Here is a 12,809-nt window from a genome sequence, read left to right as displayed (position 1 = left end):
ATATATGTATGGGGGAAGTTCAGTTATAAAAATCAACAGTCTTGTGAAAGAGGATTTAGATTTTTGAAAGAGCCTTTATTTTTTGCGGATAGTTTCTTTGTTAAAAAAACGGAAAGAATCGAGACAATGTTATTCTTGATGTCTTTCTGCTTGTTAGTCTATAACCTCGGACAAAGAGAACTAAGAAATAGCTTAAAAAGAGCAAAGGCTGGAGTCAAAAATCAAGTCAGTAAATTAACGAGTCGTCCCACAATGAGATGGATATTTCAATGTTTTCAGGGCATTCATATTTTTATTGTGAATGGGGTCAAGCAAATTGTCAATTTAACTGAAGAACGCCGTTTTATTTTAAATTTTCTGCCTTCATCTTGTCAAAAATATTATCTGTCATCGTTAGTCTAAATAACAAAGCAACAAAGTTGATAACAATTGAGTAATATGCTTATAGGAGAGTCACTACTCCTCGAATTGTTGTGACTTAGTTTAACTCTTCGAGCCGAAAAAATATTTGGCATTTTATGATTTCTCCTCAACATCTGATTGGTTGAGTATTTTTTTTGATTATTCTGATTTTTTTTCTTTGAAAAGACCTGTAGTTTTTTATACTTCAAAGTGAAGTGCGGAATATGGGTTCGATAATTGAGGAACGTAAATTAGATAAATCATCCCGCATAATAGTGATGGTTAATTATGACTAGCAATTAATATTCCCTATCTCAACAACAAAATTAATAAATAGAGACGTACCGTAGATAGTACGTCTCGACGCTCTCAAAGTTTTACAGTTCTTTTAACTTCGATCGCAATTCCTCTAATTCCGCATCCACTGCCGAATCCCTGACGGTGGTTGCTTGGGGTAAAGTGGGTTGACTAGAAGCTGTACCGGGTAATGTTCCCCCGGACATTTGTGCTTTCAGCATTGCTAATTCATCCTCCACATCGCTACCCGATTCTAGTCTAGCGAATTCCTGTTCGATGCCGACACCACCGATTTCAGCGATCGCTTGACCACGGGCTTCCGACTCGATAACTTTTGCTTCCATGCGCTCAAAAGCGGACATGGAACTACTGGTATCGATACTGCCGAGGGTTTTTTGGAGTTGTTCGTTAGCTTTTGCGGCTCTGGAGCGAGCTACTAACATATTTTTCTTGGTTTTTGCCTCAGAAATCTTACTTTCGAGCGCAATCAAGTTTTTTCTCAGACTATCTACCTGTACCGTTTGCTGATCCAGTTGATTTTTGAGAATGGCGGCGGTTTCCGTGAAATCTTTCTTGCGTTTAAGAGCTTCCCTGGCGAGATTTTCATCCCCTTTAGAAAGGGCTAATTTGGCTCTTTGTTCCCATTTATTGGCTTCTGACTGGTCTTTGCTGTATTTTTGTTCCGTTTGTCGCTGTTCAGCGATCGCTCTAGCAACCGCTTGACGTACCTGTACTAGATCCTCTTGCATATCACTGACAGCTTGCTCCAGCATTTTTTCTGGATCTTCAGCCTTGCTCACCATATCATTGAGGTTAGCTCGGACAACTCGGCTAAGGCGATCGAATAAACCCATGACGCTCTTGTTCCTCTCGGTGTGTACTAAATCAGTTAACTGTTCTTAAAATTTCCTATCTTGCCTAACGGCTTATTCTCTAATATAAACCACGAGAGCTAGGATAGGCGATAGGAGTTAGGAGTCAAGAGTCAGGAGACAGCTTTTTTCTCCCCACACCTCACACCCTACACCCCACACCCCACATCACTCATCCAAGTTTTCTTGTTTTAACTTGAGTAATTCCGCTTCAATTTGTTTTTGTCCCTCCAAATCTTGGAATTGTCGCTCTAAGGGGTCTTTATACCCGATTAAATCGGCTTGGGATTCGGCTTCTAGGACTTTTGCTTCTAATTTCTCGAAAATAGTACCCATCTGACTGCTGTTCAAACTGCCCATAATTTCTTGGGCTTTTTGACTGGCACTCGCTGATCGCAATCTGGCCAGATAAAGGCTTTTCTGTGCTTTCATCTCAGCATATTTGCGTTCAATTGTCAAGAGTTCTTTCTTTAACTTTTGTATAATAGCCGTCTGTTGTTGCAGGGAGGTTTGTAGGGGGGCGATCTGACTTTGATAGGTTTGCCATTGGCTGAGAGCTTGACGGGCGAGTTCTTCGTTACCGTGATGTAGGGCTAATTGGGCGCGTTCGTGCCAAGTTTGGGCGGCTTTTTCCTGTTGTTGTCGTTGGCGCTCGGTGCGTTTCTGGGTAGCGACGGCTGCCGCTAGGGCTTGTCGCATTTGGATCAATTCCCCTTCCATCGCCAAGATCGCTTTTTCCAGCAGTTTTTCCGGATCTTGATTTTCCTGAATCAGACTATTGACTTGGGCGCGAATTGCTTGGCCCATGCGCTCAAACAAACCCATTACCGTCCTCCCGATACCAACCCTAATAGTTTACCGAAGTGCCGCTCCTATCAATAATGATAGAACTAGGAACGGGGGACTGGGAGGGATCGGCTGTTTCTGGGGGTGCCGGACTACTGGGAGAGGGAGAAGGGGATGCTTGTAATTCTGGCGGTAACTGTTTCATTAACTCCGTGGCATCCTGTGGGTTTTGATTAGCCAGACGACGGGCTTTTTCCCGTTGAAAAAAGGGTAAATTAGCGGGTGATTCTTCTCTTTGGCGCAATTCCTCTAACATTCGTTCGTTAATGACCGCCGGAGAGGGGACGGGGGTGACTTGGGGCGGTGGTGGCGGTGGTGGGGAAACGAGGGAAGATACGGGCGGGGTATTGGGGTCCGGGGGGGCGACGGGTAAAGATTGCTGGATCTTACTGACGGGTAATGGATGGGCGGGTATGAGGGACGGTGGCGGATTCGGCGGTAAGAGAGTATTAGTCAGATTGATGGCGGTGGGGGGACTCTGAACCACTGGTGGAGCGGGAATGTTAGCGATCGGGCTAGTTTTAACGGGAGGAGCGGGAATATTAGCGATCGGACTGGTTTGAGGAGTTTTCTCTACTGGACGAGCGATCACTATCAATCGATCGAGGTGGCGGGAGTTATTTTTGTGCTGACCCAGCAGCGAAGTCTCAGCTTTCCTCGGGGTGGTGTTGGTTAACCATTGATTGAGACTGAGGAGACTATTAGCAATTAAAAAGATCACCATTGCCCGGATGCCCCAAGGGGTAAAAAAGACATCTTTAGCTGGGGGATAGACGTTAATGACAGTAGCTTCTAGGTATTCTGGTTCCTGAGCGGGATCAATGGCTGAACTGGGTTGATGGACGATCGAGAGGGGCAAATCTTGGGAGGATGGGGGTCGATCGGATTTCATGACGGTATTATAGGGTTATGCTGAAAAGTTAAGTAGGTAGGCGTTAAAAATTATCAGAAACCCCCCTTATCAAGGGGGGACTAAGGGGGGATCGGCACCCCCCTTATCAAGGGGGGCAGGGGGGATCGAACCTAAAATCCATTTTTAATTTAATTATAACCAGCTACTTAGGGGTTTTTTCGTCCTAGTCTAACGTGGTACTCTCTAGATTTTCCAGATGTCTTTACATTCTCTTGACAAAATTTTAGCGGTTATTACTCAACAGGCGGGTTGGGAAGAATATCGCCACTATGAGCAAGTGCTGCAATTATGGCCAAAAATTATTAATCCCCGTCTGTTGGAGCAAACTCGGCCTTTTTCCCTCAATCGCGGGGTTTTATCGGTGGCTACCAGTAGCGCCGCTTTAGCACAGGAATTGTCTTTACAACGCTATAGCTTATTAAAACGGCTTAATAGTCAGTTAGAGACTCCCTTGGGCGATATCCGCTTTTCTGCTGCCCGTTGGCAGCAAGATAGTCAGTTAATTCCTCCAGAAGCGATCGCACCTAAATCCCTGAGAGATCATCCTAGTTATGTCACCCCGGAAAAACCGCCAGAAAATCCCCGGCAACTGGACAGTTTAGAGAGTTGGAGCCAGAAAATAGTTCATAGAACCCGATCTTGGCCGATTTGTCCTCGTTGTCAGTCTCCCAGTCCCTCCGGAGAGCTTGAGCGTTGGCAATGTTGTGCTTTTTGTTTTGCCCAGTCGGGCGGGGTAAAAGATTCAATTTTTTTATAGTCTTGTGGAAAGAGTGCTTTTGAGTCGGGAATCAATTGGCCGATCTTTTCTGTCTTAATTGAACCTGTATTCATCAATTCTATTCGGCTAAGGCTTGATCCCCGCTTTGTTATCGCCGATACCAGAGCCGATAACCTCGGCCACAACTGAGTTTAACTCCTCTGTTTTGAGACAGTGCTGCTTTTTGCAAAGTAACTATTAAAAGATTCTAAAAACAAAATTTTTTTTGGGGATCACTAAAAACTATATGGCGTATCAGTCCTAGCTATGCTAGTCAGGAAAATACCCTTGGCACGGGGTAGGACAATATTACACAGAGCGAAAAGAGAGTCATCCCTTGAGTTCTTTATAATCATCTTCCTTTTAAAGCCAACCCATGCAAGCCGCAAACTTTCTTACTTCTTCCTGTCGATACTGCCGATACTATCAAACCCAAGGTCGGCGCGGTGGCACTTGTCAACAACTAGATGTTCCCGTCGAAGCTCATTGGAAAGCCTGCGCTCTAGCGATGCCTCCTTTTGGCACTGAATGGCAAGAACTCAATCGGGTGGTTAGTTTAGAACAGTCTCTAGAATTAACCTGTGCAGTGTCGCCCACTCCCGTAGTGGTTTCCCCTAGTCGTCATGCTCCCCGACAACCGATGGCGGTTTAGAATGTCTAGGGCCTAAACAGGAGCAAAAAATTGGCGTTGCCCATTAAAAATATGAATTCACCCTCCCACATCTTTCAGGGCGCTATTTTTGAGATAATAGATGAGTTGATTGCTAAGATAAAGCTGGGAAAAGCAAGAGGCAGTCGGCAAGAGTCAGGAGATTGTTTTTATTTATTCTCCCCGCACCCCGCACCCCACACCCCACTTCCCGATAATTAATGTCGCCAGAATGCCCCTGATGACTTCTCATCGTCCCTTAAAAATTGGTATAGTTGGCACAGGGTTCGCCGCTCAACGTCGCGCTGAAAGCTTGCAAGCCGACGATCGCGCCCAGCTTCTGTATTTTAGCGGTAATAGTCCCGAATCGATCGTTAATTTCTCGCAAAAATACCAAATTTCTGCCCTAGATTCGGCAATAAGCCTGGCCAGTCATCCTGATCTCGATCTGATTGTCATTGCCAACGTTAATCAGGCCCATGCCTCGATCGCCCGTACTGCCTTAAAATCTGGTAAGCACGTTATCGTCGAGTATCCTCTGGCTTTTCACCCGGCAGCGGCAGCAGAATTAATCACCCTAGCCGAAACCGAGAACAAATTACTGCACGTCGAACATATTGAACTTTTGGGGGGACTGCATCAAACCCAACAGCAGTATTTAGACAGCCTCGGCAATATCCACCTAGCCCGTTATACCACAATCGCCCCCGGCAGACCAGCACCCCGGCGCTGGACATTTCATCGGGATTTATTCGGGTTTCCTTTGATCGCTGCCCTTTCTCGTATCCATCGCTTTACTAATTTATTTGGGGAAGTGGAGTCCGTATCCTGTCATTGTCGTTATTGGAATGCCCCGGAATCCGATTATTTTCTGGCCTGTTTGTGTGAGGCGCAGTTATTATTTAAAAATGGCTTAATTGCCGAAGTTACCTACGGCAAAGGCGAAGTTTTTTGGCAAAATGAGCGAACTTTCACTATTCATGGTGAGGGGGGCAGCTTAATTTTTGAAGGGGAAAAAGGGCAGTTAATTAATAGTGAAGGTAGCCAAGTTTTAGAAGTGGAAACCCGTCGTGGTCTTTTTGCTAAAGATACCGCCATGGTGCTAGATTATCTGTTCGATCAGGTTCCTCTTTATGTTACTCCCCAAGCCAGTCTTTATGCCCTAGAAGTGGCCTACGCTGCCTATCAATCTTCTTTGTCAGGAAAAACAGTTTTTCTCTCGGGTAATTAAACCGACTTAGACTTTTTGAATTAACTTTCTGCCTAGTAAACCCTGGGGACGAACTAACAACATAATAAAGAGAATAGCAAAAGCGATCGCTTCTCGATAACCGGAATATTCTGCGGGAACAAAAGCTTCGGCAATACCCAATAATAAACCACCGATTACTGCTCCGGGGATACTTCCCAATCCCCCTAAAACAATCACTCCTAAACCTTTTAATCCGAAAGCAATACCGAAATATGGACCGGCAATACTAACACTAGAACCGACTAAAGTTCCTGCTAAACCTGCCAAGGCACCACTAATAAAAAAGGTAATCACGATAAATTTTTCGGGATTGATCCCCAACAAACTGGCCGTGGTGACATCTTCAGCTACTGCTTGTAAAGCTTTGCCCATTTTGGTAAAATTAACCCAATAAGTTAGTAAAGCAACCATAACTGCTGAAACCAGAAAAATAATAATCTGAATTGTGCGAATTGCCACGGGGCGATCGGCTGTACCAAAATTAATTGCGGGGGGAAGATTGCCATAAATATCATCGGGAAAAGTATAAATTTCTGCTCCGAATAAGTATTGAATAACATTGACAATTACCACGGCTGCCCCTAGGCTAGAAACCAAAGTTAAGAGAGAATCGGAACCCCGTACCCGGAGGGGTTTGAAGGCTAATCTTTCCAGAAGAACTGAGGTGAAACCTGAAAGGATACAGCCTAGTAAGAGGGCTAAAAAAAAGGGTAAGGAAAAGGGTAATTTGGCATTAGCTAATAGACCATTAAAACCGAAAACTCCCCCTGTTAGAGCGTAGGTAAAATAGGCACCGAGGGTAAAAATTGCGCCATGGGCAAAATTGATAATCCCTAAAATGGAAAAAATCAAAGTGTAACCAAGGGCAAAAATAGCATAGACACTACCGATCGATAAACCGTTTAAAACCTGTTGAAAAATTGTTACTAGATCCATTGTCAGGGTTAGCTAGGGTAACTTTTGATTATAACTGACGGTCGCCACCACATCCGGTAAAGGACGCTGGAGTTTATATAACCAGAATAAACCGAAAAGACCAACAGCGATCGCTCCTAAACTAATTATTTGCGCCATTTTCAAAAGCCCAAACATTAAACTATCGGTGCGTAGTCCTTCGATCCAGAATCTACCAAGACTGTAGGCGATAAAATAGACTAGGGTAAGGGTGCCAATTTTTAATTTACTAGGGTGTTTTAAACCCCAGAAAAATAGATAGATGAGTAGGGCAAAAACTCCCAGATTCCAGATAGATTCGTAGAGAAAGGTGGGGTGAAAATAATCGACGGTGATATATTTTAAAGGACGACTAGCGGGAGGAATAAACAACCTCCAAGGTAAATTAGTCGGACTGCCAAAAGCTTCCGAATTAAAAAAGTTACCCCAACGTCCGATCGCTTGACCGAGAATAACTGAAGGTGCCACCAGATCGAGTAATTGCCAAAGAGAAACCCGATTAATGCGAGCAAAGATTAGGGCTGCCAGCAAACCCCCGATAATTGCCCCGTGAATAGCGATACCTCCCTTCCAAATGGCGATAATATCGGCAGGATTTTGCGCGTATTCTTGCCACTGAAAGAGAACATAGTACAAACGGGCTGCAGGTATGGCCCCCACTACTAACCAAATGGCCAAATCAGCGATTAAATCGGGATCGATCGCTCTTTTTTGAGCTAGGTACTGGGAGAGGGTGACACCCAATAATACCGCCATAGCGATGAGAAATCCATACCAGCGCACCGAAATTGGTCCGATCTCCCAGAGGACGGGGCCGGGAGACTGAAAGACAAAACCTAAGAGCATAAAATTATTAAGAATAAAAAATTTTATCTTTCCTATAGTATCTTATGCTATGATTAGGTGCAGTGCTATATTTGCGGATGTGGCGGAATTGGTAGACGCGCTAGATTTAGGTTCTAGTATCTTTTCGATGTGTGGGTTCGAGTCCCTCCATCCGCATTAACCTTCGGGTCGATGAGGTGTAACCTGATTTGGTATTGACGACCGACGACCCAAAAGGGGAAACTTGTTAATTTCCATTTTTGAGACTCCGGTTCAGATTTATTTTTTCAGCTGACTTCTTACCCAATTCCGAAAGGGACTTGCGTGGGAATAATATCCCAGCCAGAAAATCGCTCTGTAGAAGAATCAGACCAGCCAGATGGCATATTATCAAAGCGCAAGTCCCTTAGCTGCGGGGGCTCTCGAAGGCTCTCGCCCTCCGATCGATCAGCAAACCTGATCGATCGGAGGGCGCAAGCTTTGCGCCCCTACAGTAACCGATTTTGTCCACAATGTAGGGGCGAACTGCGTTCGCCCAAAAGGTACATTATCAAAGCGCAAGTCCCAAATGCTTTTACTAACTCTAGGTAATCCAATGTCTCAGCTTGTTGTAAAAATATAGCAATCTCTGAAATAGGAATATTTATAAAAAATTGACTGGTTGGGGAGGTGATATAACTGCCATTTTGTAATTGTTGGATAACCAGAGATTCCCCATTATAAACCCAAACCTCTGCCACGCCTAGATATGCATAAACCTGAAGGCGATTTTGAGAACTGCTGGTGACATCAATTTCTATGACTAAATCCGGTGGTGGGTCTTCATTTAAGTCCAGTCGCTTTTTCCCCCGAACCGCCTCAATATTATCAATATAAAAACATTCATCGGGTTCTGCACCGCTTAATTGAGGGCGTTTAAAGGTGGTAGAACCGAGGGGATAAATCGGGACTGCTGATTCTTCCGCTAGGGTTTTGACAAAGCGACCGATGAGGGTTTTACTAAATTCGTGTCCGGTCGAAGGAGCCATGATTTCTAAATTGCCACGATTGTAGGTCAGCCGGAGACGGCGATCGCTCATTTCTGCGAGCAGCGTTTCGTAGGTTTTCCAGCTAATCCCGGACAGGTGAATTATTTCAGCCGGTGGTGCAAGCAGTGTTACAGTCATAGATTCAAGCAAAAATCCCCTGCTTCCATTTTAGAATAGTGATCAATATAGCGTGCCTCTCGTTTTGGCCGATCACTTATGGAGTAAAACTCATCTTAAAATAGAGGAGGAAAAACTACGGGTCTCAACTTAGTTGGGGTTTAAAGTTCAAGGTTTTATAGTTTTTGACAGCCATAAGCATTAATACTTGTTGCACAAGTGAGATGCTCCCCGCCTGTGGACCTGGGATGATGTAGTCACATAGTATGTGCAAGCGTTAGAATCTCTTGCCTAGGTTTCGGAAACGTTGTCAGAGAAATAATTATCTACAAATTGACTGATTTCCCTTTGAAATTTCTCTGATGAAAAAAGAGACTTTTGATGGGAGAGGGACATTAAAAGCTCTTCCTGTTTCTTTTCATTACTAATTACTGCAATAATCTTTTCTACTGCTTCTTCCATACTGTTAAATTGCAATTCTGTATTGTGCTTACCGACGATTTCAGTTTGACCTCCTATTTTCTGTACAAAGGGAATGATATCTGCTCTCACCATTTCGGCTACGGAGATACCAAACTGGTCTTTCTTGGGATGGATACCATACCTACATTTGTACAGTATATTACAATAATCTGCATAGGGAAGATCCTTATACAGTTGAATCCAGTCGGAATTTTCTGCTACCAATTGTTCAATATAGTGTTGATACTTTTTATTAAAAGCTCCCCCAGCTCCCCCAGTTATATGGAGTTTGATGGAAAATCCTCTCTCCCGCACTGCTTTTAAGACTTTAATGCCGAAATCTGGACTTTTATCTACTGTTAACCTACCGCTAATTACAAAAGCATTCTCTTTTTGCTCCGGAGCAATATCCTTAACGGGAATGACCACTGGGGGATAGATAACGGTACTATCAAGCCCGTAAACTTCTTTGACTGCTTTGGCTACATCAAAAGAGTTAGAAATAGACAGATTCTTTTTGAGGTTATCTACAGAAAAATTGGAGATATTTAGGTAGGGCATATTCTGGTGTATTTTACCACCTTCAAGGACTTTAACCCAATTGATATATTGGATTCCTGGTACGCCTAGATCGGCCGCATTACAAGCTGATATCACCAAGGAATAATTTTTGGCTCTTTCTTTTAAATAACGCAGGCTTAAATGAATGGATATCTGCCGAAAATGAGGATTATTACTGATGAGAAACTCTGAGATGCCTTGCCAACTTTTTGGTAATACAGAAACAACTTTAACTTCTTTGGGACTGAGGGATGTTTCATACAACTTATTTAGCTTTTCCCAGTCTGGATAGTAAAAGGTGAAAAGAGTTAAGTCATATTTTTCTTTTAAGGCTTCTAGTATCCAGAGAGCCACAGATTCAGCACCTCCTCCCATAAAATAGGGCATATAGACTCCAATAGTTTTTTTCAGCATTTTTTAACCACCAATATACGAAATACTTGTTTTAACAATTGCTTGGCTCTCTTGTTTATCCTGTACTCAGGAAAACACCTTCTGTCCCTACCGTCCCAGTTTTCGTCCTGATTTAGGAGCATTCATAGTTGCGGCTAATAGGCATCATATAGAACAATTTGCCAACAAAACCGAAGAGAACCATTGGCATTTAGGATACCACGAAATTAGAGAGCCAGTTAAGTAGATTCAGCTCGTACAGGATAACTTGTCTCGCTTCGGCGATCGCTTCTTTCGCTTCGTGCCAAGCATCCAAACTAGAAGTGACCTCTCGCAAATAATCAACTCCTTTTTGATCCAAACTGGGCAGGCGTAAGAAACTTTTCGGTGGCAATAGTTTCTCTGCATCCGCTCCACCGTAATAAATAGGTAGACACCAAGCTAATAGCGGATCCCAGAGCTTTTCGCTGATATACCACCTACTCTGTGCGTAGTTTTCTATGGCCAGATTGTAGTAGTAGGGAGCTAGGACATTCCATTTATTTTGTACCGAGCCTCTCGAACCCGTCCAGTCCGGCAAACCTCGCCCATAAAAATCGAAAGGAAGTTCGTTATCTTTGATTAGCTGCATAAAGGACAAACGGTGGCGATGATTGGCTGTGCGGGTAGTTCCAGAGGTAATCCAAGAGCAGAGGCGAATTTTTTCCGGACAGGGCAAATCGGCCAGATCTCGAAAGCTGTTGCTTATGTGCCAGTCGGCAGGCATATAGTATGGTTGAGGCGCGTAATCATCCGGACCTGATACATAGCCACAATACTCGCTGGCGATGCGGTAATTTTCCAGATTGGTCGATAACACTTCTGGTAAGGGCGGTTCTCTTAAGAGATAGATAATGCGTTCCTTGGGAACTCTCCCCAAAATAGATGGAAGTGCCTGCTGTGGCTTTGCTGGTTTTTTGAGCCAATTTTTCCAGCCGCCTTGCTCTTTCTTTGGTTCCGGAAAATCAAACTGATAAAGTAACAAGTAATCTGGCTCAGGAGCGTTAGCTTGCATGGAAATATTACCCCAAACTCCCATGGGATAAGGAGTTTGTTTCCATAGCCAATCTCCCTGATTTAAATTGGGATAGCTGCTGAGCATACCTACTATTTTTTCTGTCACAAATTAACCTCTTGTTATTAGTTAGAAAAAACTTTACGGGCTATTCTCTGTAATTTTTCCTTCATTCTTTTTCCTAAACTTTTAGGTTGATTGTACCAGACAGGACTGGATTTAAATTGAGGATAATTTTCAGGTTCGTAGAGATAGCGATAATATAAAAATAAACTGCGATAGGGAAAATCTATATTTTCTCCCTGGCAACATCTAGTAAAGAAACTGCTTGAAATCCCAATATAATGAAGGTAAATTAACCTATATCCTTTATCATACAATAAATTATCTTTTTCGACAAATTTGGGATCGGTAACGCAGTTACCTACTCTCTTTTCTGGAGGAGTATTCAAAGCATAATTGTATATAGAAGTACCTGTTCTCATCATCATGTAGTTTAGAAGAGGTTGGTCCACTGCCATGGGATAGATAATCTCTGACTCTCCTGAACGCAATTGTTCCAGAATCCAATTTCTCTTTTCTTCCTCAAATAAGTTTTTTTTAGAAGCATAGATTCCTGAACAGAAAATCTCTTTTTTGATCCGTTCTTCGGAGAATATTTTCAGTAACTTTGGCGAACTAACTTCATAGACGTGGGAGGGATCTTTATACTGATAATCGTAGATAACACAATCATAATCGTCTAGCTTTTCCCAGAAATAGTCTATGGGAGACAAAAGTAAGGTATCCGCGTCCATATAGACAAATCGGTCAAAGGGGCCGTCAAAGGCACAGTAGCGACGATGGGTACCAAAACGATGATAGCCATTGCTTCCCGCTTGCTGCCACCTGATGCGGGCTGTAGGATGGGAATCCCAGGCTGCTTTGGCAAAATTATCCCACCTCTCCATCGACTCCCGCTCGCGATACAGTTCAACTTGGGGGCGTTGAGCGATTAACTTGGCAATTTCCTCGGTTTGGTCATCGTAGGGGTAGACACAAACTGGTAAGTCTTTTCCCCCATTCGCCTCAATGCTATTCAGCAGAGCCACTAGCTGATCGTAAACCCGATCGTTAGCCAAAGTACAGATTCCGTTGCTCATAAGTTTTTACTGCTCCCATCTAAAAATATTTATATCACAGTTAACCGATTTAGAGACCGGCTCCGGCAAGACCTAGCAACGAATTAGGTTGAGATATTGCCTGTCCTTAGAGTCCTCGTGGCTTGAAAGGAGGGAACAGGAAAGGAACAAAATACTAACTTTATCCTTGGCGGTGAAATTGTTGTATCTTGACGGACTTGTAGCCCTGGCCACAATTTACTTGACCGTAAGCGTTGAGGATTTTCCTTTTCCCTGAGATTGACAAGAAAAGTTTCCCTGAGTAGA

General features: G+C 43.5%; 12 protein-coding genes, 1 tRNA gene and 1 pseudogene. 5 read left to right on the top strand and 9 right to left on the bottom strand.

Annotation, left to right across the window (positions count from 1 at the left end; translation table 11 throughout):
- Positions 1-21: 21 nt before the first annotated feature.
- Positions 22-402, top strand: a pseudogene (locus ACQY1Y_RS11445) (IS1634 family transposase); the annotation flags it as partial.
- A 377-nt stretch (positions 403-779) separates the two neighbouring features.
- Here the strand turns inward: ACQY1Y_RS11445 and ACQY1Y_RS11440 are convergent.
- The 3 genes from ACQY1Y_RS11440 to ACQY1Y_RS11430 all read right to left on the bottom strand — a co-directional run bounded on the left by ACQY1Y_RS11440 (position 780) and on the right by ACQY1Y_RS11430 (position 3,309).
- A complete protein-coding gene (locus ACQY1Y_RS11440; RefSeq protein ID WP_430014601.1) occupies positions 780-1,553 on the bottom strand; it encodes a PspA/IM30 family protein in 774 nt (257 codons plus the stop codon).
- A gap of 186 nt (positions 1,554-1,739) precedes the next feature.
- On the bottom strand, positions 1,740-2,396 hold the full coding sequence (locus ACQY1Y_RS11435) for a PspA/IM30 family protein (protein ID WP_002734761.1): 657 nt from the start codon (positions 2,394-2,396) through the stop codon (positions 1,740-1,742).
- Between the two features lie 22 nt (positions 2,397-2,418).
- Entirely contained in the window at positions 2,419-3,309 is an 891-nt protein-coding gene (locus tag ACQY1Y_RS11430; RefSeq protein WP_430014600.1) for a hypothetical protein, read from the bottom strand.
- Between the two features lie 217 nt (positions 3,310-3,526).
- Between ACQY1Y_RS11430 and ACQY1Y_RS11425 the strand changes: the two genes are divergently transcribed.
- The 3 genes from ACQY1Y_RS11425 (at position 3,527) to ACQY1Y_RS11415 (ending at position 5,967) form a co-directional block, all read left to right on the top strand.
- Entirely contained in the window at positions 3,527-4,087 is a 561-nt protein-coding gene (locus ACQY1Y_RS11425) for a DUF721 domain-containing protein (RefSeq protein ID WP_430014599.1), read from the top strand.
- A 376-nt stretch (positions 4,088-4,463) separates the two neighbouring features.
- Positions 4,464-4,739 (top strand): hypothetical protein, encoded by a 276-nt coding sequence (locus ACQY1Y_RS11420; protein WP_002733655.1) that lies wholly within the window; start codon positions 4,464-4,466, stop codon positions 4,737-4,739.
- A 229-nt stretch (positions 4,740-4,968) separates the two neighbouring features.
- The gene (locus tag ACQY1Y_RS11415; RefSeq protein ID WP_430014598.1) at positions 4,969-5,967 is read left to right on the top strand and encodes a Gfo/Idh/MocA family protein; all 999 of its coding nucleotides are present in this window, start codon (positions 4,969-4,971) and stop codon (positions 5,965-5,967) included.
- 6 nt (positions 5,968-5,973) lie between these two features.
- Here the strand turns inward: ACQY1Y_RS11415 and ACQY1Y_RS11410 are convergent, their stop codons facing one another.
- Together ACQY1Y_RS11410 and lgt are read right to left on the bottom strand one after the other, a co-directional pair.
- Complete coding sequence (locus ACQY1Y_RS11410) at positions 5,974-6,924, bottom strand: branched-chain amino acid ABC transporter permease (RefSeq protein ID WP_002732959.1); 951 nt, start codon at positions 6,922-6,924, stop codon at positions 5,974-5,976.
- A gap of 12 nt (positions 6,925-6,936) precedes the next feature.
- Entirely contained in the window at positions 6,937-7,788 is an 852-nt protein-coding gene (gene lgt, locus ACQY1Y_RS11405) for a prolipoprotein diacylglyceryl transferase (RefSeq protein ID WP_002774907.1), read from the bottom strand.
- Between the two features lie 73 nt (positions 7,789-7,861).
- On the opposite strand from lgt, the gene ACQY1Y_RS11400 reads away from it, so the two are divergent.
- A tRNA-Leu gene (locus ACQY1Y_RS11400) sits at positions 7,862-7,944 on the top strand.
- Between the two features lie 311 nt (positions 7,945-8,255).
- On the opposite strand, the gene ACQY1Y_RS11395 is transcribed toward ACQY1Y_RS11400, so the two are convergent.
- The 4 genes from ACQY1Y_RS11395 to ACQY1Y_RS11380 all read right to left on the bottom strand — a co-directional run bounded on the left by ACQY1Y_RS11395 (position 8,256) and on the right by ACQY1Y_RS11380 (position 12,524).
- The gene (locus ACQY1Y_RS11395; RefSeq protein ID WP_430014597.1) at positions 8,256-8,933 is read right to left on the bottom strand and encodes a Uma2 family endonuclease; all 678 of its coding nucleotides are present in this window, start codon (positions 8,931-8,933) and stop codon (positions 8,256-8,258) included.
- A gap of 270 nt (positions 8,934-9,203) precedes the next feature.
- Positions 9,204-10,349 (bottom strand): glycosyltransferase, encoded by a 1,146-nt coding sequence (locus ACQY1Y_RS11390; RefSeq protein ID WP_287636757.1) that lies wholly within the window; start codon positions 10,347-10,349, stop codon positions 9,204-9,206.
- Positions 10,350-10,539: 190 nt separating this feature from the next.
- The gene (locus tag ACQY1Y_RS11385) at positions 10,540-11,490 is read right to left on the bottom strand and encodes a glycosyltransferase family 10 domain-containing protein (RefSeq protein ID WP_002774912.1); all 951 of its coding nucleotides are present in this window, start codon (positions 11,488-11,490) and stop codon (positions 10,540-10,542) included.
- A 17-nt stretch (positions 11,491-11,507) separates the two neighbouring features.
- Positions 11,508-12,524 carry an Npun_R2821/Npun_R2822 family protein gene (locus ACQY1Y_RS11380; protein ID WP_002734110.1) on the bottom strand — a complete coding sequence of 339 codons (1,017 nt, stop codon included), beginning with the start codon at positions 12,522-12,524 and terminating at the stop codon, positions 11,508-11,510.
- Positions 12,525-12,809 lie beyond the last annotated feature (285 nt).

Origin of the sequence: Microcystis ichthyoblabe FBCC-A1114 (genome assembly GCF_050500245.1) — a bacterium.
In the GTDB taxonomy this organism is placed as follows: domain Bacteria; phylum Cyanobacteriota; class Cyanobacteriia; order Cyanobacteriales; family Microcystaceae; genus Microcystis; species Microcystis ichthyoblabe_A.
Note: the sequence above shows the minus strand (reverse complement) of the source record. Positions and strands in the feature narration are given on the sequence as shown.

Coding starts and splice junctions, on each gene's coding strand:
- ACQY1Y_RS11440 (WP_430014601.1), bottom strand. CDS start 1,553: ATGGGTTTATTCGATCGCCTTAGCCGAGTTGTCCGAGCTAACCTCAAT.
- ACQY1Y_RS11435 (WP_002734761.1), bottom strand. CDS start 2,396: ATGGGTTTGTTTGAGCGCATGGGCCAAGCAATTCGCGCCCAAGTCAAT.
- ACQY1Y_RS11430 (WP_430014600.1), bottom strand. CDS start 3,309: ATGAAATCCGATCGACCCCCATCCTCCCAAGATTTGCCCCTCTCGATC.
- ACQY1Y_RS11425 (WP_430014599.1), top strand. CDS start 3,527: ATGTCTTTACATTCTCTTGACAAAATTTTAGCGGTTATTACTCAACAG.
- ACQY1Y_RS11420 (WP_002733655.1), top strand. CDS start 4,464: ATGCAAGCCGCAAACTTTCTTACTTCTTCCTGTCGATACTGCCGATAC.
- ACQY1Y_RS11415 (WP_430014598.1), top strand. CDS start 4,969: ATGCCCCTGATGACTTCTCATCGTCCCTTAAAAATTGGTATAGTTGGC.
- ACQY1Y_RS11410 (WP_002732959.1), bottom strand. CDS start 6,924: ATGGATCTAGTAACAATTTTTCAACAGGTTTTAAACGGTTTATCGATC.
- lgt (WP_002774907.1), bottom strand. CDS start 7,788: ATGCTCTTAGGTTTTGTCTTTCAGTCTCCCGGCCCCGTCCTCTGGGAG.
- ACQY1Y_RS11395 (WP_430014597.1), bottom strand. CDS start 8,933: ATGACTGTAACACTGCTTGCACCACCGGCTGAAATAATTCACCTGTCC.
- ACQY1Y_RS11390 (WP_287636757.1), bottom strand. CDS start 10,349: ATGCTGAAAAAAACTATTGGAGTCTATATGCCCTATTTTATGGGAGGA.
- ACQY1Y_RS11380 (WP_002734110.1), bottom strand. CDS start 12,524: ATGAGCAACGGAATCTGTACTTTGGCTAACGATCGGGTTTACGATCAG.